Source organism: Streptomyces sp. NPDC007983, assembly GCF_042958345.1.
Taxonomy (GTDB): domain Bacteria; phylum Actinomycetota; class Actinomycetes; order Streptomycetales; family Streptomycetaceae; genus Streptomyces.
This window is the reverse complement of sequence record NZ_JBIBJI010000007.1, coordinates 404,377-430,188: the sequence shown is the minus strand read 5'-3', so window position 1 is coordinate 430,188 and position 25,812 is coordinate 404,377. Positions and strand designations below refer to the sequence as shown.

The following is a 25,812-nucleotide window of genomic DNA, read 5'->3' as shown; positions in this document are numbered from 1 at the left end:
CGCAGCGCCCGGGTCAGCGGAAGCCCGCGCGGCCGGGGCAGAGCCCCACCGGGCCCGAGGCGGACGCAGCCGCAGCGAAGTGCGGGGCGCCCCCGGAGTCCCGCCGCCCGGGGCTCCGGGGCTTGCCGCCAGGCGGGCGGGGGCCCGGGTCAGCGGACGGTTGCCCGGCCTGGGCGGGGGGTGGGGGGTTCGGGGTCCAGGGAGCCGCCGCCGCTGATGCGGGCCAGGGCGGCGGCGGCCGCGGCGCTGAGCCGTATGTGCTCGGCCGCCGCCTTCAGGGCGGGGATGGCGCGTTCGTCGCCGATCGCGCCCAGCCCCTCGACGCAGGCGCGCGCGATGGGCCAGTGCCGGTCGCGGGCGGCCAACTGCCGTTCCAGGGCGGCGACCAGGGCCGGTACGGACTCGGGGGCGCGCAGTTCGACGAGGAGCCGGATGGGGTGCAGGGAGTACGCGGTGCGCAGCGGGTTGGTGGCGAGGGCGGCGGCGGCGCGGGCGGTGCGCGGGTCGCCGAGCCGGGCCAGCACCCGGGCGGCGGTCGCGCAGCGCGCGGGCTCGCGGTAGTTGAGGAGCAGGACGAGCGTTTCGAAGGCCCGCCGGTCGCCCGCGCTGCCGAGGACGAAGGCGGCGGTTTCGCGGGCCCACAGGGGCTGCTCCGGCGCGACCAGGATGCGGGCGAGCTGTTCCCGCGCGGCAGGGGTCCCCTGCCGTACGAGGGCGAGCAGCGAGGCGTGTGCCGCCGTCTCCTGCTGCGATGTGAGCGAGGCCCGTACCCGCTCCGTCAGCGTCCGGAATTCGTCGTCCATGTCGAGGTCTCCCCTCCCCGGTGATCCGCGCCATCGCGCAGGACTCACAGTCGGCTCTGGCGTCTTGGTTACCCGCGAGTTAATATGGCGACACGAGCAGTGCCCCTGCTCGGGCGGCCTGGTGACGCAGCCGCCTTGTGTGACGTCGGTTCGGCAGTTTCAGCAGTACGGCACGGCCCCGGGACAGGGCCCGCCATGTGTCTCCCACGGGCAGTTTCCTCCGTGCGGCGCTGTCCGCCAGGGAGCGTGCAAGCCCTTCCGTCGGAGTTTTCGCATCGGCCGGAGGAGATCCCGCAGCAGGTGCCGGACGCATGTCCGGAATGCGGTTTCGGTCCTCCGCTCTTCACCGAAGACTCCCCTCAGTCGTCACTTCATCCCCGCTTTCCGGGGAACACCCTCTGGAGTCCGCGATGGACCGTCTCCCACAGACCGGCGTCAGCCCCACGTCCTCCTCCTCTGATCTCTCCCCCTCCCGGGCCCCGCTCACTACTGCCGCGGTCGTCGGGCTCGGCACGATGGGCACCGGCATCGCCGAGATCCTGGCCCGTGCGGGGCGTCAGGTGATCGGCATCGACATCAGCGAGAGCGCCTGCCACCGGGCCGTCACGGCGCTGGAGGTGGCCACCGCGCGGGCGGTGGGCCGCGGGCGGATCACCGAGCGCGAGCGGACGGCCGCGCTCGGCCGCTTCCGTATCGCGACCGACGTGTCCGCCGCGGCGGACGCGGATCTGGTGATCGAGGTGGTGCCCGAGGACTACGGCATCAAGCGCGAGGTGTTCGCCGCGCTGGACGCCGTCGTCCGGCCCGACACGATCCTGGCGACCGGCACCAACGCGCTGTCGGTGACCCGGCTGGCGGCCGAATCCGCCCGCCCCGAGCGGGTGTTGGGGCTGCACTTCTTCAATCCGGCGCCCGCCATGAAGCTCGTGGAGATCGTCTCCAGCGTGCTGACGGCGCCCGCCGCCGTCGAGGCGGTCACGGCGCTCGCCCGCGAGCTGGGCAAGGAGCCGGTGGCGCTCGGCGACCGGCCGGGCTTCATCGCCGACGGGCTGCTGTTCGGCTACCTCAACCAGGCCGCGGCGATGTACGAGTCGCGGTACGCGGCGCGCGAGGACATCGACGCCGCGATGCGGCTCGGCTGCGGGCTGCCGATGGGCCCACTGGCCCTGCTGGACCTGATCGGGGTCGATACGGCCCGGACCGTCCTGGAGGCGATGTACGCGGCCTCGGGCGACCGGCTGCACGCGCCCGCGCCGATCCTGGGCCAGCTGGCCCAGGCTGGGCTCACCGGCCGTAAGGCGGGCCGCGGCTTCTACACGTACGAGGCGCCCGGCAGCGGCACCGTCGTCCCGGACGGCGCGGCCCCCGATGCGCCGTCCCCGGACCTGGGCCGTCCGGTGCGCACGGTCGGCGTCGCGGGCTCGGGGACGATGGCGAGCGGCATCGCCGAGGTGTTCGCCAAGGCGGGCCACGAGGTGGTGCTGGCGGCCCGTACCGGGGGGAAGGCGGAGGCGGCGAAGGCCCGGGTCGCCAAGTCGCTGGCGCGGTCGGTGACCAAGGGGCGGATGACGGAGAAGGTGCGGGAGCGGGCGCTGGCCCGGATCACCCCGGCCGACTCCCTCGACGCGTTCGCCGACGCGGACCTGGTGGTGGAGGCGGTGGCCGAGGATCTGGCCGTCAAGCAGGAGCTGTTCACCGTGCTCGACAAGGTCTGCAAGCCGGGCGCGGTGCTCGCCACCACCACCTCCTCGCTGCCCGTCATCGCCTGCGCCCGCGCCACGTCGCGCCCGGGGCACGTGATCGGCATGCACTTCTTCAACCCGGCCCCCGCGATGAAGCTGGTCGAGGTGGTGCGCACGGTGCTGACCTCGGACGAGGCGCGGGCGACCGTGCACACCGTGTGCCGGGAGGTCGGCAAGCACCCGGTGGACTGCGGCGACCGCGCCGGGTTCATCGTCAACGCCCTGTTGTTCCCGTATCTGAACAACGCGGTGAAGATGGTCCAGGAGCACTACGCGACGCCCGACGACATCGACGCCGCGATGAAGCTCGGCGGCGGCTATCCGATGGGCCCCTTCGAGCTGCTGGACGTGGTGGGTCTCGACGTCTCACTGGCCATCGAGAAGGTGCTGCACCGCGCGTTCCGCGACCCGGGCCTGGCGCCCGCGCCGCTGCTGGAACACCTCGTCGCGGCGGGCTGCCTGGGCCGCAAGACGGGGCGCGGCTTCCGCGAGTATGCGAAGGCCTGAGAATCCGCTGGGCTGGGGCGGACTGCTGGAACCCTCCTTCGGTCCGCCCCCGCACCGGCACTCACAAGCGTGTTACGTTCCCCACATGTCCCAGCCCGTAAAGGCCACTCGTACGCAGCGTAACCGCTCGAACTCCTCCGACGGCGGCGAGAGCGCCGGCAGCCGCCGCGCCGCCGCCCAGCGCCTGACCATGCGCCGCAAACTCGCGGCGGCCGCCATGGAGTTGTTCGCGACGCAGGGGTACGAGGCGACGACGGTCGACGAGATCGCGGCCAGAGCGGGCGTGGCCCGACGCACGTTTTTCCGCCATTTCCGGTCCAAGGAAGAGGCCATCTTCCCCGACCACGACGACACCCTGGTGCGGGCCGCCGCGGTGCTGGACGCGGCGCCCCCGCACGAGAACCCGCTGGACACGGTGTGCCGGGGCATCAAGGAGGTCATGCGCATGTACGCGGCCTCCCCGGCGGTCTCCGTCGAGCGCTACCGGCTGACCCGTGAGGTCCCCGCCCTGCGCGAACGCGAGATCGCCTCGGTGGCCCGCTACGAGCGGCTGTTCACCCGCTATCTCCTGGGCCACTTCGACGAAGGCGCCCACCACGACGGCGACGACGACCCCCTGCTGGCCGAGGTCGCCGCCTCCGCGGTGGTCACGGCCCACAACCACGTGCTGCGCCGCTGGCTGCGGGCGCGGGGCGAGGGCGACGTGGAGGCCCAGCTGGACCACGCCTTCGCCATCGTGCGCGAAACCTTCGGCACCGGCATCGGCGCCGGCCGCCCCACCCCGGGCCGCCCCGCGGCGACCGTGTCCTCGGCGGGTGAGGAGGAGGACGTGGTGGTGATGGTGGCCCGCACGGACGCCCCCCTGAACGAAGTCATGCGAACGATCGAACGTGCCCTGAAGCGGTAGCCGAGCCCCGCCGGGGCTCGGCCCCTCCCGGCGCCCGGGAGGGACCGGAACCCTGGGGCGCCCCGCTATCCCGCCCGGGTGAAGCGGGCCGCGAAGCCGCCGTTCTTCGGGACCGGGAGCGACAGGCGCGAGCCCGCCGTGACCTCGCGGGCCTCGGTGACGATCTTGCCGTCCGGGCCGTCCTTGTACAGCTCGGCCCGCCACGTCCCCGCGCCCAGGAACGTCAGCGGTTCGTCCAGGGTGCGGGCCTCGCCGGAGGTGATCGCGCCCAGGTACCAGTCGTCGCCGGAGCGGCGGGCGATGACCGCGCGGTCGCCCGGGTCGCCGTCGACGAGCCGGGTGTCGTCCCACACCGTGGGCACCCGGTCCAGGAACTTCAGCGCCTCGGGGTGCGCCTCGTACGACTCGACGCTGTCGGCGAAGTGCTGCACCCCGGACTCGTACACCACGGACAGCGCCAGCTCGGCGGCGTCGCTGGTGGGGCGCACTCCGGTGAAGGTCACGGGGGTGAAGTCCATGGGCCCGATGAGGTTCCGGGTGAAGGGCAGCGTCGTGTAGTGGGCGGCCGGGAAGGGCTGGCGGCCCGGCTTGGGGCGGGTGCCCTCGGCACCCTTGACCGCCTCGACGCTCATCATCTGCGGCCAGGTCCGCTCCTGGCCGCGCGGGATGGTGGCGCCGTGGAAGTTCAGCATGAGCCGGTGCTTGGCGCTGTCCTTGAACACGGCGTCGTACCACCGCATCCGGTCCTGGCCGTCGGACTCCAGGAAGTCGATCTTGAGGCCGACGATCCCCCAGGACTTGTACTGCGGGAACAGCCGGTCCCGTTCGCTCTGCTGGTCGATGGTCTGCCAGCGCACCCAGGCCCAGATGCCGACGCCCTTCTCCTTGGCGTACGCCGTCAGCTCGGGCATCCAGTCGTTGCTCCAGCCGGAGTCGACCAGGACGTACTCCCAGCCCTCCCGGGCCGCGAAGTCGACGAACTTCTTCTGGGCGGCGAGGCTGGTCGGGCTGTTGCCGTCCGACCACCACGACCAGGCCGCCTTGCCCGGTTTGATCCATGAGGTGTCGGCGACCTTCGACGGGGCGGCGAGATCCGTCGGAAGGTCGCTTTCGGTGACGGTGGCGAGGTCGCCGATGACCATGGTGCGCCACGGGGTGGTGAGGCCCGGGCCGCTCACCTCGGCGGGGTCGGGGAGGGTGAGGTGGAAGCGGTCGGTGGTGGCGTCGAGGGTGAGCCGGGAGCCGCCGTAGGAGCTGTTCAGGTCGGCTTCCTCGACCAGCATCCAGCTCTTGCCGATGTGGAAGAGCGACGGATAGCCGTAGTCGCCCGCCTTGGCGTCGGCGACGCTCCCGCGGTCGTGGGCGGACTCGTAGTCCGAGCGGCCGTTGTCGTACGGCAGCAGGTAGGAGTCGGCGCTCGGCGGCACGGCGAACTCCGAGCTCTCGCCGAGCACGGTGACCGTGTCCTTGCCGGGCAGGGCGTAGCGGTACGCCAGCCCGTCGGCCGAGACGCGGACGATCACCTTCAGCGTGCGTCCGTCCTTGCGGAAGGTGAAGGTCGACTCGGAGGCATCGGAGGTGTGCCGGGTCCGGCGGCCGGTGGTGGTCGTGTACGTCTCGTGGAGGGCGCGGTCGCTGCGCCCGGTGAAGCGCAGCCCCTTGCCGAAGTCGGTGTCGGCGGTGCGGATGCCGAGCGCGGAGGGGCGCAGGACGGTGGTGGAGCCGTGCCGGGCGGTGAGGGTGAGGCCGCCGCCGCGGGTGAGGCTGAGCTGCCCGCTGACCTGGCCCTGCCCCGTCAGCCGCCAACTGCGGCCGTCCGAGCCGTCCGTCGGGCCCGCGGCCTCGGCTTGGAGCGGTACGAGGGCGGCCGCCGTGCAGGCGATGCCCGCGGCGGCTCTGGTGACCCTGGACCGAATGACGCGCATCGTTCCCTCCCACGGGACAGGTGGCGATAGTCAGGCCCATGACAGATCGATGGAACAGGCCGATACATCAGATCTATCCAGTGCCTTGACGCATCATTAGCCGCTTCCTACGCTCCCGTCTAGCCAAATCATCGGATCAATCTCTCTCAGTTCGGACGGAGCTGATCGACGATGGCAGTCAGCAGACGCGGTTTCCTGGGCCGGGTGGCCGCGGGCGCGGCCGCGGGGTCGACGGCGGGGGTGGCCCTCCCCGCGGCGGAGGCGGAGGCGGCCGCGCACGAGCGCTCCGTCGTCCTCACCGGCATGCGCACCGACAGCGAGTGGCAACGCTTCCTGGCCGGGCAGGACCTGGTCTGGAAGCGGATGCCGCGCACCTGGTACGAGGGCCCGTTCCTGGGCAACGGCCTGCTCGGCTCGATGGTGTACCAGGAGCCCGGCGAGAACGCCCTGCGCTTCACCGTCCACCACGGCGAGGTCCAGGACCACCGCCCCACCGAGGGCGGCAGCGACTGGGGCGTGGCGCGGCTGCCGGTCGGCAATCTGCTGCTGCGCCCGGCCGGGAAGATCACCGGCGTCGATCTGCGACTGGATCTGTGGGACGCCGAGTTACGCGGCACGATCACCACCGACAAGGGCCGCCTCACCCTCCGCGCGCTGGTGCACAACGACCGGACGATGCTGCTGGCGACCGTCGAGGCGAGCGCGGGCGAGGAGGGGTTCCGCTGGGAGTACCGGCCCTCCCCCGCCGTCAGCCCGCGCATCGTCCGCGAGGACCCGCCGAAGGGGTTCGAGCCCAACCCGAAGCCGGTCACCCGTACCGAGGACGGGCTCGGCATCACCGTGCAGTCCATGGTCGCGGGCGGGCAGACGGTGACCGCGTACAAGGAGCGCGGCACGGGCCGGGAGCGCACGTACTACCTGTGCGTGGCGCATTCGTACCCCACGACGGACGCGGAGGGCCGGGCCCGCACCACGGTCCGCAAGGCGTCCGCGCTGCCGGTCTCCAGCCTGCTGCGCACCCACCGCGACTGGTGGCACCGCTTCTACCGCAAGAGCTTCCTGTCGGTCCCCGACGGGATGCTGCAGAGCTTCTACTGGATCCAGCTGTACAAGCTCGCCTGCGCGGCCCGGGAGCACGCCCCCGTGATGGCCACCACCGGCCCCTGGGTCGAGCCGACCCCCTGGCCGGGAGTGTGGTGGAACCTCAACGTCCAGCTGGAGTACTGGCCGGTGCTGGGCTCCAACCACCTGGAGCTGGACGCGATTCCGCGCACCCTCTCCGAGAACACCGACGTCCTGATCAGCGCCCTCAAACCGGAGTACCGCGCCGACTCGGCCGGGCTGCGCCGCTCCACCGACGCGCAGTGCGAGGACAACGGCACCGTGGCGGTGCCGGGCGTCGGTGACTCCCCGGAGGTCGGCAACCTGCCCTGGGCGCTGCACAACGTATGGCTGCACTACCGGCACTCGATGGACCGGGGCCTGCTGGAGGACGTGCTCTATCCGCTGCTGCGCCGCTCCACCAACTACTACCTGCACTTCCTGACCGAGCAGGCGGACGGCCGTCTGCATCTGCCGAAGACCTTCTCGCCCGAGTACGGCGCGGCCCCGGACTGCAACTACGACCTGGCGCTGCTGCGCTGGTCGTGCCGGACGCTGCTGGAGTCGGCCGAACTGCTGGGCAAGGACGATCCGCTGGCGCCGAAGTGGCGTGAGGTGCTGGACAAGCTCGTCCCGTACCCGGTGGACGAGAACGGCTTCATGGTCGGCACGGGCGTCCCGTTCGCCAAGTCGCACCGCCACTACTCGCACATGCTCTCCGTCTACCCGCTCTACCTGGTCAACTGGGACCAGAAGGAGAACCGCGATCTGATCACCCGGTCGCTGGAGCACTGGATCGGCTTCGAGGGCGCGCTGCGCGGCTACAGCTTCTCCGGCGCGGCCTCGATCTCGGCCCAGATGGGGCGGGGCGACGACGCGCTGAAGTATCTGCGTGAGCTGGTGGCGCGCTTCATCCAGCCCAACACCCACTACTACGAGGCGGGTCCGGTGATCGAGACCCCGCTGTCGGGCGCGCAGGCGATCCACGACATGCTCTGCCAGAGCTGGGGCGGGATCATCCGTTTCTTCCCCGGGGTGCCGGGCGAGTGGCGGGACGTGGCGCTGCACGACTTCCGCACCCAGGGCGCGTTCCTGGTCAGCGGGGTGCGCAAGGGCGGCAGGACGGTTTGGGTGCGGGTGCGGAGCCTGGCCGGGGAGCCGTGCCGGGTGCGGCACTCGCTGACCGGGCGGATCAAGGTCGCGGGGGTGAGCGGACCGGCGCCGAAGTGGCGCGACCTCGGAGACGGCGTGATCGAGCTGGACCTCGGCCGGGACGAGGAGGCGGTGATCTACCCGGCCACGGGAGCGCGCCCGGACTTCGCGATCGCCCCGGTGAAGGTGTCCAAGCCCGCCGACCGGTGGGGCATGCCGGAGCTGCCGCAGACCGGCCAGGTCACCCAGGTCGATCTGACGGGCGCCTTCGACAACGACGCCATCACCACCGAGATGTACTACGGCGACGGGGACTTCGACGGTACGGGGCGCACGTACCCGATGGTCCAGCTGCCGCAGACCGGGCAGACCGAGGACGACGGGATCACCTTCGCGTTCACCAACGGCAGCGAGGGCTCGAACAACAACGTGATCGCGGCGGGCCAGAAGGTCGCGGTCCCGGCGGGAAGCTACGCCCGGCTCCATGTGCTGGGCGCGGGCGACACCGGCAACGTGACGATCCCGGCGGTGGCCTCCTACGCGGACGGCTCGACCGCGAAGCTGAGCATCCAGCTGACGGCGTGGCTGTCGGGACCGGCGTACGGGGAGACCGAGGCGGTGCGGACCAGCCAGATCCACGCCCGGAGCGGCCCGGTGGGCACCAAGGCGGCGATCTTCCACCAGGTGGTGGCCCTGGACCCGGCCAAGGAGCTGTCCTCGATCACCCTGGCCGCCCCGGCGTCGGGCACCGCCCGGGCGCATGTCTTCGCACTCTCGCTGGAGAAGAACAGCTGAGGCAACCCCACACAACCGAACACCACCGGCAACGGCCGCCCCTCCCGGGGCGGCCGTTTCTTGCTCATGCGTGCAGCCGAGATGACAACTGAGAGAATTTGTTGGCACTCAGTGTCTTGCGAAGTGGCACACCGTGCCATACGGTGAAGATGTCCGGGCGGCCGGCGCGCTGCACACCTCGCGCGTCGGCTGTCCCCGCAAGCCGCCTTGCGCGCCCGGACGCCGCCTGCGTCACCAGGCGGGCCACGGCGCTCACCCGCGCCCACGGCCGAGCACCTCCGCCGAACCGACGGCACAGCAGCCAGCCAGCAGCTTTCACCCCCGTCACGAGCCCAGCGTTCCCTCAGGCGTCCCCTCCCGGACGCTTCGCCGGAGGCACCGATGAACGAGATACTTGACGCGATCCTGGCGTCGGACACCAGCCCCCAGGACTTCGCCGCCCTGCGCGTCCCCGAGTCGTACCGCGCGGTGACCGTGCGCAAGGACGAGGCCGAGATGTTCGCCGGCCTCACCACCAAGGAGAAGGACCCCCGTAAGTCGCTGCACGTGGACGAGGTCCCGGTGCCCGAACTCGGCCCCGGTGAGGCCCTGATCGCCGTCATGGCCAGCTCGGTCAACTACAACTCCGTGTGGACCTCCATCTTCGAGCCGCTGCCCACCTTCGGCTTCCTGGAGCGGTACGGCAAGCTCTCCCCGCTCACCAAGCGGCACGACCTGCCGTACCACATCATCGGCTCCGACCTCGCGGGCGTCGTGCTGCGCACCGGCCCCGGCGTGAACGCCTGGCAGCCGGGCGCCGAGGTCGTCGCGCACTGCCTGTCGGTCGAGCTGGAGAGCGCCGACGGCCACAACGACACCATGCTCGACCCGGAGCAGCGCATCTGGGGCTTCGAGACCAACTTCGGCGGACTCGCCGAGATCGCCCTGGTCAAGTCCAACCAGCTCATGCCCAAGCCGAAGCACCTGAGCTGGGAGGAGGCGGCCGCGCCGGGCCTGGTCAACTCGACCGCGTACCGGCAGCTCGTCTCCCGCAACGGCGCCGGGATGAAGCAGGGCGACAACGTCCTGATCTGGGGCGCGAGCGGCGGACTCGGCTCCTACGCCACCCAGTTCGCGCTGGCCGGCGGGGCGTACCCCATCTGCGTCGTCTCCTCCCCCCAGAAGGCCGAGATCTGCCGGAAGATGGGCGCCCAGGCGATCATCGACCGCACCGCCGAGGACTACCGCTTCTGGAAGGACGAGCACACCCAGGACCCGCGCGAGTGGAAGCGGTTCGGAAGTAAGATCCGCGAACTGACCGGCGGCGAGGACGTGGACATCGTCTTCGAGCACCCGGGCCGGGAGACCTTCGGCGCGAGCGTGTACGTCACCCGCAAGGGCGGCACGATCGTCACCTGCGCCTCGACCTCCGGCTACACCCACGAGTACGACAACCGCTACCTGTGGATGTCGCTGAAGCGGATCGTCGGCTCCCACTTCGCCAACTACCGCGAGGCGTGGGAGGCCAACCGCCTCATCGCCAAGGGCAAGATCCACCCGACGCTGTCCAAGACGTACCGCATGGACGAGACCGGGCAGGCCGCGTACGACGTCCACCGCAACCTCCACCAGGGCAAGGTCGGCGTGCTGTGCCTGGCCCCCGAGGAGGGCATGGGCGTGCGCGACCAGGCGATGCGCGACCAGCACATCGAGGCCATCAACCTGTTCCGTGACGACTTGTCGGAGCGGACCATCGAGCACGGCCGGGACGTCTGATGAGTGGCGAACCCCGCCCCAAGGACCGCCCGTGGCTCATGCGGACGTACGCCGGGCACTCCACCGCCGAGGCGTCCAACGAGCTGTACCGGCGCAATCTGGCGAAGGGCCAGACCGGTCTGTCGGTCGCCTTCGACCTGCCCACCCAGACCGGCTACGACCCCGACCACATCCTCGCCCGCGGCGAGGTGGGCCGGGTCGGGGTCCCGGTCTCCCATCTGGGCGACATGCGGCGGCTGTTCCAGGAGATCCCGCTGGAGCAGATGAACACCTCCATGACCATCAACGCCACCGCCATGTGGCTGCTGGCGCTGTACCAGGTGGTCGCGGAGGAGCACGGCGCCGATCCGGCCAAGCTCCAGGGGACGACGCAGAACGACATCGTCAAGGAGTACCTGTCGCGCGGGACGCATGTCTTCCCGCCGGGGCCGAGCCTGCGGCTGACCACCGACATGATCGCGTACACGGTCCACCACATCCCCAAGTGGAACCCGATCAACATCTGCAGCTACCACCTCCAGGAGGCCGGGGCCACCCCGGTCCAGGAGATCGCGTACGCCATGTCCACGGCGATCGCCGTCCTGGACGCGGTCTTCGACTCCGGGCAGGTGCCCGAGGAGCGCAAGGGCGATGTGGTGGCCCGGATCTCCTTCTTCGTGAACGCGGGCGTCCGGTTCATCGAGGAGATGTGCAAGATGCGCGCCTTCGGCCGCATCTGGGACCGGATCACCCGGGAGCGCTACGGCATCGAGAACCCCAAACACCGCCGCTTCCGCTACGGCGTCCAGGTCAACTCGCTCGGGCTGACGGAGGCCCAGCCGGAGAACAACGTCCAGCGCATCGTGCTGGAGATGCTCGCCGTCACCCTCTCCAAGGACGCCCGCGCCCGCGCCGTACAGCTCCCGGCCTGGAACGAGGCGCTGGGGCTGCCCCGGCCCTGGGACCAGCAGTGGTCGCTGCGCATCCAGCAGGTGCTGGCGCAGGAGAGCGATCTGCTGGAGTACGACGACATCTTCGCGGGCAGCCGCGTCGTCGAGGCCAAGGTCAGCGAGCTGACCGGGGAGGCCGAGGCCGAGATCGAGCGCATCCAGGAGATGGGCGGCGCGATGGCCGCCGTCGAGTCCGGCTACCTCAAGGCGCAGCTGGTCGCCTCCCACGCGGCCCGGCGGGCCCGGATCGAGGCGGGCGAGGAGAAGATCGTCGGGGTCAACTGCTACGAGTCCACCGAGCCCAATCCGCTCACCGCCGACCTGGACACCGCGATCATGACGGTGGACCCGGCGAACGAGGCCCGGGTGGTCTCCGCCCTGCACACCTGGCGCGAGCAGCGCGACGCGCACCGCGTCGACAGCGCGCTCACGGCGCTCCGCAAGGCCGCCATGGGCACCGACAACCTGATGGCCGCGACGGTGGAGTGCGCCCGCGCCGGGGTGACCACCGGCGAGTGGGCATGGGCGCTGCGCGATGTGTTCGGCGAGTTCCGGGCGCCCACCGGGGTCGGCGGGGCGCCGCTGGCCGTCACCGCTGAGGCGGGCAGCCGGCTCGCCGTCGTACGGGAGAAGGTCGGGAAGACCGCGGCCGAGCTGGGCGGCGGGCGGCTGCGGCTGCTGGTCGGCAAGCCCGGCCTGGACGGGCACAGCAACGGCGCCGAGCAGATCGCCGTACGGGCCAGGGACGCCGGGTTCGAGGTGATCTACCAGGGGATCCGGCTCACCCCGGAGCAGATCGTCGCGGCGGCCGTCGCCGAGGACGTGCACTGCGTCGGCCTGTCGATCCTCTCCGGCTCGCACGCCGAGCTGGTGCCCGACGTCCTGGAGCGGCTGCGGCAGGCCGGGGCGCGGGACATTCCCGTCATCGTCGGCGGCATCATCCCGGCCGCGGACGCCGCCGCGCTGCGCTCGGCGGGTGTCGCCGCCGTCTTCACCCCCAAGGACTTCGGTATCACGGAGATCATCGGCCGTATCGTCGACGAGATCCGTTCCGCGAACACGCTTCCCGCACTGGAGGTTCCCGCATGACCGCCCCTGACGGCTCCGCGCCCAACCGGCTGCGTCCGCGCCGCTCCTGCCTGGCCGTACCCGGGTCCAATCCGCGCTTCCTGGAGAAGGCGCAGGGGCTCCCGGCCGACCAGGTCTTCCTGGATCTGGAGGACGCCTGCGCCCCGCTGGCCAAGCCCGAGGCTCGGCACACGATCGTGAAGTTCCTCAACGAGGGCGACTGGACCGGCAAGACGCGGGTCGTGCGCGTCAACGACTGGACGACCGAGTGGACGTACCGCGACGTCGTCACCGTCGTCGAGGGCGCGGGGCCGAACCTCGACTGCATCATGCTGCCGAAGGTGCAGGACACCCAGCAGGTGGTGGCGCTGGACCTGCTGCTGACCCAGATCGAGAAGACGATGGGCTTCGAGGTCGGGCGGATCGGCATCGAGGCGCAGATCGAGAACGCGCAGGGCCTGAACAACGTCAACGAGATCGCACAGGCTTCCCCGCGGGTGGAGACGATCATCTTCGGCCCGGCCGACTTCATGGCGTCCATCAACATGAAGTCGCTGGTCGTGGGCGAGCAGCCGCCCGGCTACCCGGCGGACGCGTACCACTACATCCTGATGAAGATCCTGATGGCCGCGCGCGCCAACAATCTCCAGGCCATCGACGGCCCCTACCTCCAGATCCGACACGTGGACGGCTTCCGCGAGGTCGCCGGGCGCGCGGCGGCGCTCGGCTTCGACGGCAAGTGGGTGCTGCACCCGGGCCAGGTGGAGGCGGCGAACGAGGTCTTCTCGCCGTCGCAGGAGGACTACGACCACGCCGAGCTGATCCTCGACGCGTACGAGTACTGCACGTCAGAGGCGGGCGGAAAGAAGGGCTCGGCGATGCTGGGCGACGAGATGATCGACGAGGCCAGCCGCAAGATGGCGCTGGTCATCGCGGGCAAGGGCCGTGCGGCCGGGATGGCCCGTACGTCCTCCTTCGAGCCCCCGGAGGCGTGAGCACGATGCAGTTCGGCCGCACTTACGAAGAGTTCACGGTGGGCGACGTCTACCGGCACTGGCCGGGAAAGACGGTCACCGAGTACGACGACCATCTCTTCTGTCTGCTCACCATGAATCATCACCCGTTGCACATGGACAGCAACTATGCCGAGAAGACGACCGATTTCGGCAAAAACGTGGTGGTTGGGAACTACATCTACTCGCTGCTGCTCGGGATGTCGGTGCCGGACGTCTCCGGAAAGGCCATCGCCAATCTGGAGATCGAGTCGCTGAAGCATGTCGCGCCGACGTTCCACGGCGACACCCTCTACGGCGAGACCGAGGTGCTGGACAAGACGCCGTCGAAGTCCAAATCCGACCGGGGAATCGTGCATGTGGAGACGAAGGGCTACAAGCAGGACGGCACCCTCGTGTGCGTCTTCCGGCGCAAGGTGATGGTGCCGACCGCCGCGTACATCAAGGAGCGGGGCGGCGAACAGCCGGGCCGCCCGGAGCTGGGAGGGCAGTGATATGGGCCGTCTGGCGCAGACCGAGGGACTGACCGACATCCAGCGGGAGATCCTCGCCACGGTCAGGGAGTTTGTCGACAAGGAGATCCTGCCGGTCGCCAACGAACTGGAGCACCGCGACGAATATCCGACCCGGATCGTCGAGGGGCTGAAGGAGCTGGGTCTCTTCGGGCTGATGATCCCGGAGGAATACGGCGGACTCGGTGAGTCACTGCTCACTTACGCACTGTGCGTGGAGGAGATCGCCCGCGGCTGGATGAGCGTGTCCGGCATCATCAACACGCACTTCATCGTGGCGTACATGCTGAAGCAGCACGGCACCCAGGAGCAGAAGGACTATTTCCTGCCCAAGATGGCACTCGGGGAGATCCGCGGCGCCTTCTCGATGTCGGAGCCGGCCCTCGGCTCCGATGTGTCGGCGATCACCAGCAAGGCGGTGCCGGACGGCGACGAGTACGTGCTGACCGGCCAGAAGATGTGGCTGACCAACGGCGGCACATCCACGCTGGTGGCGGTCCTGTGCCGGACCGGTGAACAGCGGGAGGGTGTCCCTCCGCACAAGTCCATGACGACCTTCCTGGTCGAGAAGGAGCCGGGCTTCGGCGAGGTCCGGCCCGGGCTGACCATTCCCGGCAAGATCGAGAAGATGGGCTACAAGGGGGTCGACACCACCGAGCTCATCATGGACGGACTGCGCATTCCGGCCGATCGGGTGCTCGGCGGAGAGACCAACCGCGGTTTTTACCAAATGATGGACGGAGTGGAGGTCGGCCGGGTCAATGTGGCCGCGCGGGGCTGTGGCGTGGCACAGCGCGCATTCGAGCTGGGCGTTGCGTACGCACAGCAGCGGCACACCTTCGGCAAGCCGATCGCCCAGCACCAAGCCATCCAGTTCAAACTGGCCGAAATGGGAACAAAGGTCGAGGCGGCTCATGCGATGATGGTCAATGCGGCCCGCAAGAAGGACGCGGGTGCGCGCAACGATCTCGAAGCGGGAATGGCGAAGTACCTGGCGTCCGAGTACTGCAAAGAGGTCGTGGAGGACGCCTTCCGCATCCACGGCGGGTACGGCTTCTCCAAGGAATACGAGATCGAGCGCCTCTACCGTGAGGCACCGATGCTCCTCATCGGCGAAGGTACCGCCGAGATTCAGAAAATGATTATTGGACGACGACTGCTGGAGGATTACCGAACCCAAGGCTGATGTCCCTTTTGGGGCGGTATCCACGAGAAGAAGGTCACACCGCGCCATGGGTCTTCGGCCACTGACAAGCCACCGACAGGCCCTGGCGCTTGCCCAGTTACCGCTCGCAACCGATACCATCCCGGGAAAGCCGCCGTCCCCAGTCTTGCGTCGCGGCATCCTCCGCTACGAAGGTCATCCATGCCCCACAGCCAATCCTCTGCACAACGCGGCCGCGTCCGCCTCGCGCGCGGAGCGTCGCCGTGGCTCCTCCCGACCGTCGCCACGGCGGCGGTCAGCCTCACCCGCGCCCGTCGCTCCGGACGCTGGGCGGCAGTAGCCGTGCCCGCCACCGCGCTCGCGGCGGGCATGCTGTGGTTCTTCCGCGACCCCGAGAGAGAGATCACTCAGGGCCGCGTCATCTCCCCGGCCGACGGCGTGGTGCAGAGCATCATGCCGTGGAAGGACGGGCGCACCCGCGTCGCGATCTTCATGAGCCCGCTCAACGTCCACGTGAACCGGGCTCCGCTGGCCGGCACCGTGACCTCCGTGGAGCACATCCCGGGCGGCTTCGTTCCCGCGTTCAACAAGGAAAGCGAGAACAACGAGCGGGTCGTCTGGCACTTCGACACCGAGCTGGGCGACATCGAGATGATCCAGATCGCCGGGGCGGTCGCCCGGCGTATCGTTCCGTACGTGCCGCAGGGCACCAAGGTCGAACAGGGTGAGCGGATCGGTCTCATCCGCTTCGGTTCGCGCGTGGACGTGTACCTCCCCGAGGGCGTCGATGTCGCGGTCGAGGTCGGCCAGGCCACCACCGCGGGGGTGACTCGCCTTGACCGTGATTGATCCCGACACCCAGGCCACCTGGGTCCCCGAGGCCGACATGGACGCCGCCGACGAGACGGACGACATGCCCCTGTCGACCCGGCTGTCGATAGCGGACACCCTGACCCTCGGCAACGCCACCTGTGGCTTCCTGGCGGTCTACTTCACCACCACCGGCGTCCTCATCCCGCACCTCACGGGCAGCGAGGACGGCGGCATGACCCGCCACAGCGCCGCCTCGGCGGTCATGCTGATGCTGCTGGCGTCCGTCTTCGACCTCTTCGACGGGCTCGTCGCACGGAAGCTGCGCAGCTCGGCCATGGGCGCGGAGCTGGACAACCTCTCCGACCTGGTCAGCTTCGGGCTCGCCCCGGCGTACTTCGTCCTCGTCTGGGGCATGGTCGCCGACGACGCCTACCAGCGGGTCTCGGTGGTGGGCGCCATCGTGGTGCTCCTCGCGGTCGTGCTGAGGCTGGCCAGATTCTCCTGCGTCACCCTGCGCGACGGCGTCTTCCAGGGCATGCCGAGCCCCTTCGGGGCGCTCACCGTCGTCTCGGTCGTCCTGCTGGGCCTGCCCTTCGTGCCGACCCTGCTGGCGATCATCGGCATCGCCTGGCTGATGGTGAGCCGCGTCGAGTACCCCAAGCCGCGCGGCCGCCTCGCCGTGGCCATGCTCGGCTGGATCGTCACCAGCATGGCGCTGCTGTCCGCCTGGGCCTTCCAGGCCCCCGGCGGCGAGCTGCTCCTCCAGTCGGCGTGCGCCCTGCAGGTCGTCATGGGCGCGGTGATCCCCCTCTTCGCCACCGCCCGCCGCGTCAACGCCTTCCGCGACAACCGCCGCGAGGCGAGGGCGGCGCAGCTGCCGTAGCCGCTGCCGCAGCAGTCGGAAAACGCCGTGGGGCCCGAGCTTCTCGCTCGGGCCCCACGGCGTTTTCGGGTGACGACCGAAACTACGGCCCCACGTCGAGGACGCGCACCGGCCGCCCCTTCCACTCGTCCGCTGCGGCCGTCGCGACCCTCGCGCCGTCGGGGCGCTCAGGAGTCGGCTGGGCCACGTAGGCGGTGTGGGCGATCGCCCATCCGGCGGTATCGCCCGCTACCGCGAGCGCGGCTGGAAGGTCCAGGTCGAGGACCGTGAGGCCGGGCAAGGCGGCCAAGTACGCAGGGTACGGGTACGCACCCGTACCCGTACCCTGGATGAGCGAAAGGGGCAGGCTTCAGGCCAGGAAGTCCGTCGCCAGACGTTCGGCGGCGCGTTCCAGGAGGGGGCCCGCTTCCGCGATGCAGCGGGCCGCGTCCGGCTCCAGGTCGGTCAGGGGGTACGCGCGGCGGATACCGGCGCCGCCCAGGGCCGCCGGGGAGAGGGCGAGGCGGCCGCAGACCGCCACCACGTCGATGCCGCGCGCCCGCGCCGCCGCCGCGACCCCCGCCGGGGCCTTGCCGTGCAGGGTCTGCTCGTCCAGCGAGCCCTCCCCCGTGATCACCAGGTCGGCACCCTCCAGCGCGGCGGCGAAGCCCAGGACGTCCAGCATGACGTCGATCCCGGGGCGGAACGCCGCGTCGAGGCCCAGCAGCGCGCCGAAGCCGATGCCGCCCGCGGCGCCCGCGCCCGGCGCGGCGGCGTACTCGGCGGCGCGGGCCCCCACGGCCTGCTCCAGGACGCGTACGTACTGCGTGAGGGCCGAGTCCAGGGCCGCCACATCGGCCTCACTCGCGCCCTTCTGCGGGCCGTAGACCGCCGCCGCGCCCTTCGGCCCGGTCAGCGGATTGTCGACATCGCTGGCCAGCACCAGCTCCGTCGCCGCGAGCCGCGGGTCGAGGCCGGAGAGATCCGCCGTGGCCAGTTCGCCCAGCGGGCCGCCGCCCGGCGCGACGGGCGTGCCGTCGCCGCGCAGGAAGCGCGCGCCCAGCGCGCTCAGCATTCCGGCGCCGCCGTCGGTCGTGGCGCTGCCGCCGACGCCGAAGACGATCGTGCGGGCGCCCGCGTCGAGCGCCGCCCGCAGCAGCTCACCGCTGCCGTACGTGGTGGCGGTGAGCGGCGCGAAGACCCCGGCCGGGAGGTGCCGCAGTCCGGACGCCTCGGCCATCTCCACCACGGCCGTGCCGTCGCGCAGCGCGTACGCCGCCGTGACCGGGGCGCCGAGCGGCCCGGTCACCCGCGCCTCGCGCCGCTCGAATCCGGCCGCGACCGCCGCGTCCACCGTGCCGTCACCGCCGTCGGCGACCGGCAGCGCGTCGATACGGAGCTGATCGGCCCCGCCGGACCAGCCGCGCCGCAGCCCCGCCGTCACGCGTTCGGCGACCTCGACGGCCGTGAGCGAGCCCTTGAACTTGTCGGCGGCGATCAGTACCCGCGTCGGGGGCGTCGCCTGCCCCTGCGCCCACGTCTTCACATCTGCCGCCGCCTCGGCCTTCGCAGCGTCCGTCACCCTGGTACCCCTTGCTGTTCGCTCAGGCAGTCGAAGCCGCCCCGACCTTATCCGCTGGAACGGCCACCCGGTACACCCTCATCATCCGGGTACATCTGTCACATGGGCCACGGCGAGAGCGCACTCGCGGACCGGATACTCGGCGGCTGGCTCGGCCGCGTCGCCGGGAACATGCTGGGCAAACCCATCGAGCGCGGCGACGTCTGGACCCGCGACCGCATCGACCGCTATCTGCGCCGCGCCGACGCCCTCCCGCTCACCGACTACCTGCCCGCGCTGGAGCCGCCACCGGACCCGGTGGAGTTCGAGCTGCGCCCCGAGTGGCAGGAGTGCGTACGCGGCCGGATCCACGGCAGCTGCCGGGACGACGACATCGACTACACCGTCCTCGGCCTGCACCTCCTGGAGACCCACGGCTTCGGCTTCACCACCGAGCAGGTGGGCGAGATGTGGCTGCTGCGGCTGCCGTACCTCCAGACCTTCACCGCCGAGCGGGCCGCGTACCGCAATCTCGCGGCCGGGGTGCGGCCCCCGCTCACCGCCACCGTCGACAACCCCTACCAGGAGTGGATCGGCGCCCTGATCCGCGCCGACATCCACGGCTGGGTCAACCCCGGCGACCCGCCCCGCGCCGCCGCCATGGCCCGCCGCGACGCCGTGCTGTCGCACACCGGCAACGGGGTGTACGGGGCGATGTGGGCGGCCGCGCTGATCGCCGCCGCCTTCACGGCCGACGGCCCGCGGACGGCGGTCGAGGCCGCCCTCGACCGCATCCCGCCGCGCTGCCGCCTGGCCCGTACCGTGCGCCGCGCCGCGTCCCTGTACGACGCGGGCGTGACCTGGGCGGACGCGCTGGACCAGCTGGAGCGCGAGACCGGCGGCCTGCCCTGGATCCACACCGTCCCGAACGCCGCCGTCCTCACCGCCGGGCTCCTGTACGGCGCGGGCGACTTCACCACGACGATCGCCCTGACCGTACGCGGCGGCCTGGACACCGACTCCAACGGCGCCACCGCCGGGTCCGTCGCGGGCGTCCTGTACGGCGCGGCCGCCATCCCGCCGCAGTGGACGGAGCCGCTTCAGGACCGGATCCGCAGCGCCGTCTACGGCTTCGACGCCGCCCGCATCAGCGACCTGGCGGCCCGCACCCACCGCCTGGCGCTGCAGTCCTAGTCACACGCGCACCGCCCACAGTGTGCCGCTGCCGTCGAGGATCACGATCGAGTCGCCGCTCGCGGCAGGCTCGCTCACGGCCGTGCTGTCGAACTGGCCCGTCCAGAGCGTGCGGCCGTGCTCCGCTCCGACGATCCGCACGCTGGTCCAGCGCTGGAACACCCGTGCCCGCTCCGCCTTGGAGAGCATGGCGTATGTGCCGGTGGTCCGCACTCTTCGGGTATCGGCGCGCCACCGCCTCGTGCCGTCGTCGGCGGCCAGGCACACCGGTCCCGATCCCGTGGGCAGGACGAACCCGCCCGCCACGCTCGTCGTCGCCTGTTCCTCCAGGTCAACCTCTTGGTACGTACGGCCGTAGGTCCAGGTCTGCTCGCCGGTGAGCCCGTTCAGCGCGGTCGGTTTCCGGCGGGACCCCGCGGCCAGCGGAAGGAACACCGTCGTGCCCGACACCAACTCGTCGAGCGGCTGGAAGGCGCCAGTGGTGAAGGTGTCCGGTTTGGTGTTCTGGAACGGGCTCCGCCACATCACCTCGCCTGTGTCCGCCTTGCGGCAGACGAGGTCGACGGGGACCGTCCTGCCGTCCTCGTAGCAGAGCAGGCCCTCACCCAGGGGCTGCGCCAGGTCGCCCTGCGGCTGGAAGCCGGAGCGTGTCCACAGCACCTTGCCCGTCTTGCCGAGTACCGCCTTTCCGCCGTCGCAGAGGATGAGGTCGCCGGCCAGGACCCATGTGGATCCGTAGGGGGCGGACGCGTCGAACACCCATCGCTGGTCACCGGTGCGCGGATCGGTCGCGGTCACCAGTCCTTCCTCTCCGGTGATCAGCAGGCCGCTGGGCCGGTGCACATCCAGTCCCATGCCGCTGCTGGAGACCGACCGCTGCCACCGGCGCGCGCCGGTGGCGGCGTCGAAGGCGTGCACCAGTCCGCCTTTGCCGCCGAAGTCCTGGGTCAGGGCGAGTACCGTGCCGCCGATGACCGCGAAGCGTGTTTCCCGGGACCAGGCCACGTTCAGGGACACCTTCCACAGACGCTTACCGGTGGCAAGGTCGAAGGTGTGGAGCGCGGCGGTCTCCTTGTAGTAGTGGCCGGCGGCCACATGACACCGGCCGTCGGCCACGACGACGTCCGGACCGTCGGAGTTGATCAGGTCGACGTCTGCGATCTTCTGCGACCAGGCGACCGGGTCCCGCTCGGGGTCGCCGGTCAGATACATCGCCGCCGCCCCTCCGGCGACCGCGACCGCGGCGGCGCCCGCGCCGCCCCGGAGCAGGCTGCGCCGGCTCATGCCCGCTCCATCGGACGGCCCGGCAGGCGCCTGAACCGTCGATGCCGCCGCGGGATCGTCGGCCACGGAGGCAGCCGAAGGCGGTGAGCTCGCCCCGTGCTCCTCCCGGTCGGCGACGGTGGGGGTGTAGCGACGGGCCGCGGGTACGGCCTGCCGCGCACCCCCCAAGCGCCGCAGCTCGTCGGCGAGCGCGGCGGCCGATGCGTATCGCTCACCCGGGTCCTTGGCCAGCAGCCGGCCGACCAGGCGGTCCCACGGAGCGGAGACGCCGGGCACGAGGCTGCTCGGCGCGGGAGGCGGATCGTGCAGGTGCGCCGTGACATATCCGAGGGTGTCCGGGGCGTCGAACGGCAGCCGCCCGGTGAGCAGTTCGAACAGCACGCACCCGAGGGAGTACAGGTCGCTGCGCTGCTCGGGGCGCCCGCGTGCCTGCTCCGGTGCCATGTACGCGGCCGTGCCCACCATGAACCCGGTGTGGGTCAGCCGGTCACCGGTAGCCGAGGGGTCGGCGGCGCGGGCGATCCCGAAGTCGAGCACCTTCAGGCTGCCCGAGGCCGCGACGAACAGATTCGCGGGCTTGATGTCGCGGTGGAGGATGCCCGCGGCATGCGCCTCACCCAGCGCGTCGCACACCTGCGCCCCCCACTGCGCCGCCTCCTCCTCCCCGGCGGGTCCGCGCCGGACAACGGCGTCCAGGCCCTCGCCCCGGAGCAGTTCCATCACGAGGAACGGCGTCGTGCCCTCGCCGGTGGCCGCCTCACCGAGGTCGTGGACGGTCACGATGTGGGGATGCTGAAGCGCGGCGGTGATCCGCGCCTCCCGCAGGAACCGGGCGCGCGCCTCGTCGGCCCGACTGCCGCCACCCGCAAGGACCGAGATCACCTTGACCGCGACCGGCCGCCGCAGGCTGGTGTCCTGCGCCTCCCACACCTCCCCCATCCCGCCGCGCCCCAGCGGGCGCACCAGGCGGTAGCGGCCAGCGAGTATCTGATCCCGATCGTCCACAGCCGCAAGCCCCCGATGGTCAGCGGTTTTCACTCGGCAGCGTTGATCGTAGACCGTGCCTGAGCGCCCTGGGGATGGCCGGCGGCGAGGGAGGCCAGGAGGGCGAGGCGTTCGGCCGTGGGACTGCCGGGCTCGGCGTGGTAGATGACCAGGATCTGGCGGTCGGCGGTGGGCAGCGGCAGCTTCTCGTGCCGCAGCTCCAACTCGCCGACCTGCGGGTTCGTGATCGTACTGATGCCGCTGCGCTTGGGGCGGACGTCGTGCCGGGCCCAGAGCTGCCGGAAGCGTTCGCTGCGTACGGACAGCTCGCCGACGAGCTCGACGAGTGCGGGGTCGTCGACATCGGGGCCGACCAGCGCGCGCAGAGCGGCGACCGAGCCCTCGGTGCTGGCCTCCCAGCGTCCATGGGCAGCGCCGGAGGCGGGGTCGAGGAAGAGGGCGCGGAGCATGTTGGTGCCGGGGGTGTAGAGCAGGGAGAGTGCCTGGGCCAGCGGGTTGGCGGCGAGGACGTCCAGCAGGCGCCCCTGGACGTAGGCGGGCGTGTGCGGCCAGGTCGCGATGAGCTGCCGGATGCCCTCCGGTACGCGTTCAGGGCGGCGGACGGGCGCGCGGCGGCGAGGACGGTCCGGCACGGCGAGGCGGTGCAGATGGGCGGTGGCGTCCTCGTCGAGGCGGAGCGCCCGGGCCAGGGCGTCGACGACCTGGGCGGAAGGGCGCCGGTCACGCCCCTGCTCCAGGCGCAGACAGTAGTCGGCGCTGATCCCTGCCAGCAGGGCCAGCTCCTCCCGGCGCAACCCCGGAACGCGCCGCCGCCCGGCGGCGGGCAGGCCGACGTCCTCCGGGCGGACCTGCTCGCGGCGGGCCCTCAGATACTCGCCGAGCGGGGTGTCCGTCCGGTGGTCGCTCACCATGCCGTCCACGTTAAGGCCGCGGGGCGGCGGTGAGCCTGGTCCTGTCACTACCAGGACCGGCGGGGCTCTGGGTACCGGGCGCCGCCGGGGCCACCGTTGACGGCATGACACGCATCACGACACCCTTCGGGCCCCGGTCCACCGCCGCCGAGGTCGCCGCCGACGCCGACCTGTCCGGGAAGCGGGCCATCGTCACCGGGGCGTCCTCCGGGATCGGCACGGAGACGGCCCGGGTCCTGGCGGCCGCCGGGGCCGAGGTCACCCTCGCGGTCCGCGACCTGACCGCGGGCGCCGCGGTGGCCGCCGGTATCACCGAGGCCACGGGCAACAAGGAGGTGCGGGTGGCCCCTCTCGAGCTGGCCGACCCGTCGTCGGTCGCGGCCTTCGTCGCCGCCTGGGACGGGCCGCTCCATGTGCTGGTCGACAACGCGGGGGTGATGGCCCTTCCGGAGCTCCAGCTCACGCGCGACGGCTGGGAGACCCAGTTCGCCGTCAACCACCTGGGCCATTTCGCCCTCACGGTGGGCCTGCGACCGGCCCTGGCGGCGGCCGGTGGCGCCCGGGTCGTCTCGGTCAGCTCCGCCGGGCACCTGCTCTCGCCGGTCGTCTTCGACGACCTCCACTTCGCCTTCCGGCCGTACGACCCGTGGCTGGCGTACGGCCAGTCCAAGACCGCCAACATCCTCTTCGCCGTCGGCGCCGCCGCCCGGTGGGCCGATGACGGCATCGCCGTCAACGCCATCGCCCCGGGCTCCGTCCCGACCAACCTGACGCGTCACATGGGCAGGGCCCCGGGCGCCACCGTCGAGGAGGGGATGCGCAAGACGGTGGAGCAGGGCGCGGCCACCACCGTTCTGCTGGCCGCGTCGCCGTTGCTGGAGGGCGTCAGCGGACGCTACTTCGCGGACTGCGCCGAGGCACTGCCGGTCACCCGGCGCCCGTCCATGAACCCGGTCACCGCGGAGTTCATGAACGGCGTCGCCCCCTACGCCCTCGACCGCGCGGCCGCCGACCGGCTGTGGGAGGAGTCCGTCACCGCCCTCCGTACGGCATCCCGAGAGGGTGCATCAGGACCCATCGGGTAATCTGAACCGCTCACAATCCGGGGGGACTTGTGCGAAGAAGATCGACCACCGTGACGGCTGTGCTCGCCTGCCTGGCACTGGGTGCCGCCGTCGCCGGATGCGCACACAGCGCCGCCGCGGAGAAGCCCTCCGCCTCGGAGGAGCCCTCCGCCCGGCAGATGCTTGACGCAGCCAACGACACGATGAAGGCGCTCAGGTCGGTGACCGTCGACGCGGACATCATCGAGACCAACGGTGAAGACCGTTCCACCCGCCTGAGGACCGACCTCAAGGGCAGGTGCGCGTCCAAGACGACGTGGGCCACCGGTCGCAGCCTCGAGGAGATGCGGATCGGCAAGACCGACTACGTGCGCGCCAACCAGGGCCGCTGGAGAACGGCACCCGCGCGCGAGGCGAAGCCCGAAGACGGGATCGACGGCTGCGGGTGGGAGTTCGCCACCTTCGGCGTGGCGAAGAAGCGCAAACCGACCGAGGTCAACGGCAGTCCGGCGAGGCGGTTGGTAGTGACCGACAAGGCGGACGAGGGAGGGACCTACACCTTTTACATCGCCACCGAGGGCAAGCCGTACATCCTCAAGGTCGTCTACGAAGGCGCTGTCTACCACAGCGTCACCACGTTCAGCGCCTTCGACGAACCATTGGATGTGCGGCCCCCGGCCAAGGCCGACCCCCTGGACGCGAGTGACTACGGGCCCGGGAGCGGGGTCTGACGCATACGGTCACGCCACCAGGCGCAGCCAGGCCGACGCGAGTGCGGCGTGGCCGGCCGGCGTCGGGGATCTCCTTGTGCCGCAGCCCTGCGTAGGCGGCACCCATGGGCGCGATCATGGCGGCGCACAGAGCGACGCCACGGACGAACAGCGCGGCCATGAGCAGGATTTCGCTGGTGCCGTCGGTGACGAAGGCGAACGGCACGGTGGCCGCGGCGACGAAGGCGAACGCCGTCAAGGCGGCCCCCGCGGGGGCCGACGCGTCGGTGTACGTGCCTGCCAGGCCGCGTGCGAGGAGCGCGCCGACACCTTGCGGGATGAGCAGCAGCCCAGAGCCGAGGGCATCCTCGCCGCGAACCTGCTGGAAGTACAGGGGCAGGAGCAGCATCGACCCGAACAGGGAGGTGCCGCCCAGGAAGAGCAGCGGAGGAGGAGGCCACCGCGCGGTGGCGGAACGGCCGCACATCGACCAGGGCTCCGGTGGTGCGGGGCAGTGCCCGGGCGATGAAGCCCCCGATCAGGGCGAGTCCGCCGATCAGGGGGATGAGGACCGTGGCGGTGGCGAAGCCCGCGCTTCCCTCGACCCGGGAGAGGCCGTAGACGAGGGCGGCGCAGCCCGGGCAGAGCAGGAGCAGGCCGACCGTGTCCAGGCGGGCACGGGGGCGGTCGGGTGCGGGTCGGTCGTCGGGCAGATCGCGCCGGGCGCGCCGGCAGCCGACGACGCAGAAGGGAACGTCGGCGAGGAACAGCCGGCGCCCGGCCAGATGCAGGATGAGGCCGCCCAGCACCGGGCCGAGGATCGGGCCGAGCGCGGTGGGCACGGTGATGACGGCCATGACCTTACCGATGGCGCGGCCTTGGGCGGCCTGCATGAGCAGCGTGGCCATGAGCGGCATCATGAGGCCGCCCGCCAGGCCCTGGACGACGCGGAAGACGATGAGGCCGGTCGCGTTCCACGCCAGCTCGCTCAGGAGCGAGCCGAGCAGGAACACGCCCAGGGCCGCGATCCACAG

The 25,812-nt window shown here is 71.3% G+C and carries 19 protein-coding genes and 1 pseudogene; 13 read left to right on the top strand and 7 right to left on the bottom strand.

The genetic code is table 11. The annotated features are described in order from the left end of the window. Positions 1-149 precede the first annotated feature (149 nt). Positions 150-803, bottom strand: a complete 654-nt coding sequence (locus ACFZCY_RS24470; RefSeq protein ID WP_391177003.1) for a HEAT repeat domain-containing protein — start codon at positions 801-803, stop codon at positions 150-152. A gap of 410 nt (positions 804-1,213) precedes the next feature. Here ACFZCY_RS24470 and ACFZCY_RS24465 point away from each other — a divergent pair, with 410 nt between their 5' ends. Further along, positions 1,214-3,052 carry a 3-hydroxybutyryl-CoA dehydrogenase gene (locus ACFZCY_RS24465; protein WP_391177001.1) on the top strand — a complete coding sequence of 613 codons (1,839 nt, stop codon included), beginning with the start codon at positions 1,214-1,216 and terminating at the stop codon, positions 3,050-3,052. Between the two features lie 85 nt (positions 3,053-3,137). Beyond that, positions 3,138-3,959 (top strand): TetR family transcriptional regulator, encoded by an 822-nt coding sequence (locus tag ACFZCY_RS24460; RefSeq protein WP_391176998.1) that lies wholly within the window; start codon positions 3,138-3,140, stop codon positions 3,957-3,959. Between the two features lie 65 nt (positions 3,960-4,024). Here the strand turns inward: ACFZCY_RS24460 and ACFZCY_RS24455 are convergent, their stop codons facing one another. Then, entirely contained in the window at positions 4,025-5,884 is a 1,860-nt protein-coding gene (locus ACFZCY_RS24455; RefSeq protein WP_391176995.1) for a glycoside hydrolase family 97 catalytic domain-containing protein, read from the bottom strand. Positions 5,885-6,055: 171 nt separating this feature from the next. Here ACFZCY_RS24455 and ACFZCY_RS24450 point away from each other — a divergent pair, with 171 nt between their 5' ends. The 8 genes from ACFZCY_RS24450 (at position 6,056) to pssA (ending at position 17,070) form a co-directional block, all read left to right on the top strand. Then, a complete protein-coding gene (locus ACFZCY_RS24450) occupies positions 6,056-8,932 on the top strand; it encodes a Tat pathway signal sequence domain protein (protein ID WP_391176992.1) in 2,877 nt (958 codons plus the stop codon). Between the two features lie 381 nt (positions 8,933-9,313). After that, complete coding sequence (gene ccrA / locus ACFZCY_RS24445; RefSeq protein ID WP_391176989.1) at positions 9,314-10,687, top strand: crotonyl-CoA carboxylase/reductase; 1,374 nt, start codon at positions 9,314-9,316, stop codon at positions 10,685-10,687. Continuing rightward, positions 10,687-12,705 carry a methylmalonyl-CoA mutase family protein gene (locus ACFZCY_RS24440; protein WP_391176987.1) on the top strand — a complete coding sequence of 673 codons (2,019 nt, stop codon included), beginning with the start codon at positions 10,687-10,689 and terminating at the stop codon, positions 12,703-12,705. The genes ccrA and ACFZCY_RS24440 overlap by 1 nt, the downstream gene beginning before the upstream one ends. Beyond that, entirely contained in the window at positions 12,702-13,679 is a 978-nt protein-coding gene (locus ACFZCY_RS24435; protein ID WP_391176985.1) for an aldolase/citrate lyase family protein, read from the top strand. Before ACFZCY_RS24440 ends, ACFZCY_RS24435 begins: the two co-directional genes overlap by 4 nt. Positions 13,680-13,684: 5 nt before the next feature. After that, positions 13,685-14,191, top strand: coding sequence for a MaoC family dehydratase (locus ACFZCY_RS24430; protein ID WP_055549999.1), 507 nt, complete (start codon positions 13,685-13,687; stop codon positions 14,189-14,191). Between the two features lies 1 nt (position 14,192). After that, positions 14,193-15,395 (top strand): acyl-CoA dehydrogenase family protein, encoded by a 1,203-nt coding sequence (locus ACFZCY_RS24425; protein ID WP_391176983.1) that lies wholly within the window; start codon positions 14,193-14,195, stop codon positions 15,393-15,395. Between the two features lie 180 nt (positions 15,396-15,575). Further along, positions 15,576-16,223 carry a phosphatidylserine decarboxylase gene (locus ACFZCY_RS24420; RefSeq protein ID WP_391176981.1) on the top strand — a complete coding sequence of 216 codons (648 nt, stop codon included), beginning with the start codon at positions 15,576-15,578 and terminating at the stop codon, positions 16,221-16,223. Continuing rightward, positions 16,210-17,070, top strand: a complete 861-nt coding sequence (pssA, locus tag ACFZCY_RS24415; protein WP_361480452.1) for a CDP-diacylglycerol--serine O-phosphatidyltransferase — start codon at positions 16,210-16,212, stop codon at positions 17,068-17,070. Before ACFZCY_RS24420 ends, pssA begins: the two co-directional genes overlap by 14 nt. Positions 17,071-17,152: 82 nt before the next feature. On the opposite strand, the pseudogene ACFZCY_RS24410 reads toward pssA, so the two are convergent. Together ACFZCY_RS24410 and ACFZCY_RS24405 are read right to left on the bottom strand one after the other, a co-directional pair. Next, positions 17,153-17,362, bottom strand: a pseudogene (locus ACFZCY_RS24410) (hypothetical protein); the annotation flags it as partial. A gap of 57 nt (positions 17,363-17,419) precedes the next feature. Next, positions 17,420-18,595: a glycerate kinase gene (locus ACFZCY_RS24405; protein ID WP_391177231.1), complete on the bottom strand. Its 1,176-nt coding sequence runs from the start codon at positions 18,593-18,595 to the stop codon at positions 17,420-17,422. Between the two features lie 138 nt (positions 18,596-18,733). Here ACFZCY_RS24405 and ACFZCY_RS24400 point away from each other — a divergent pair, with 138 nt between their 5' ends. Beyond that, positions 18,734-19,804 carry an ADP-ribosylglycohydrolase family protein gene (locus ACFZCY_RS24400; RefSeq protein WP_391176977.1) on the top strand — a complete coding sequence of 357 codons (1,071 nt, stop codon included), beginning with the start codon at positions 18,734-18,736 and terminating at the stop codon, positions 19,802-19,804. Here the strand turns inward: ACFZCY_RS24400 and ACFZCY_RS24395 are convergent, their stop codons facing one another. Together ACFZCY_RS24395 and ACFZCY_RS24390 are read right to left on the bottom strand one after the other, a co-directional pair. Further along, the gene (locus tag ACFZCY_RS24395; protein WP_391176974.1) at positions 19,805-22,093 is read right to left on the bottom strand and encodes a PQQ-binding-like beta-propeller repeat protein; all 2,289 of its coding nucleotides are present in this window, start codon (positions 22,091-22,093) and stop codon (positions 19,805-19,807) included. Between the two features lie 29 nt (positions 22,094-22,122). Next, positions 22,123-23,004, bottom strand: coding sequence for a helix-turn-helix domain-containing protein (locus tag ACFZCY_RS24390; protein WP_391176971.1), 882 nt, complete (start codon positions 23,002-23,004; stop codon positions 22,123-22,125). A 104-nt stretch (positions 23,005-23,108) separates the two neighbouring features. Here ACFZCY_RS24390 and ACFZCY_RS24385 point away from each other — a divergent pair, with 104 nt between their 5' ends. Both ACFZCY_RS24385 and ACFZCY_RS24380 read left to right on the top strand, forming a co-directional pair. Next, a complete protein-coding gene (locus ACFZCY_RS24385; RefSeq protein ID WP_391176968.1) occupies positions 23,109-24,089 on the top strand; it encodes an SDR family NAD(P)-dependent oxidoreductase in 981 nt (326 codons plus the stop codon). A gap of 50 nt (positions 24,090-24,139) precedes the next feature. Next, complete coding sequence (locus ACFZCY_RS24380; RefSeq protein WP_391176965.1) at positions 24,140-24,799, top strand: hypothetical protein; 660 nt, start codon at positions 24,140-24,142, stop codon at positions 24,797-24,799. Here ACFZCY_RS24380 and ACFZCY_RS24375 read toward each other — a convergent pair. Beyond that, on the bottom strand, positions 24,775-25,791 hold the full coding sequence (locus ACFZCY_RS24375) for an MFS transporter (protein WP_391176963.1): 1,017 nt from the start codon (positions 25,789-25,791) through the stop codon (positions 24,775-24,777). The genes ACFZCY_RS24380 and ACFZCY_RS24375 overlap by 25 nt on opposite strands. Positions 25,792-25,812: the final 21 nt, after the last annotated feature.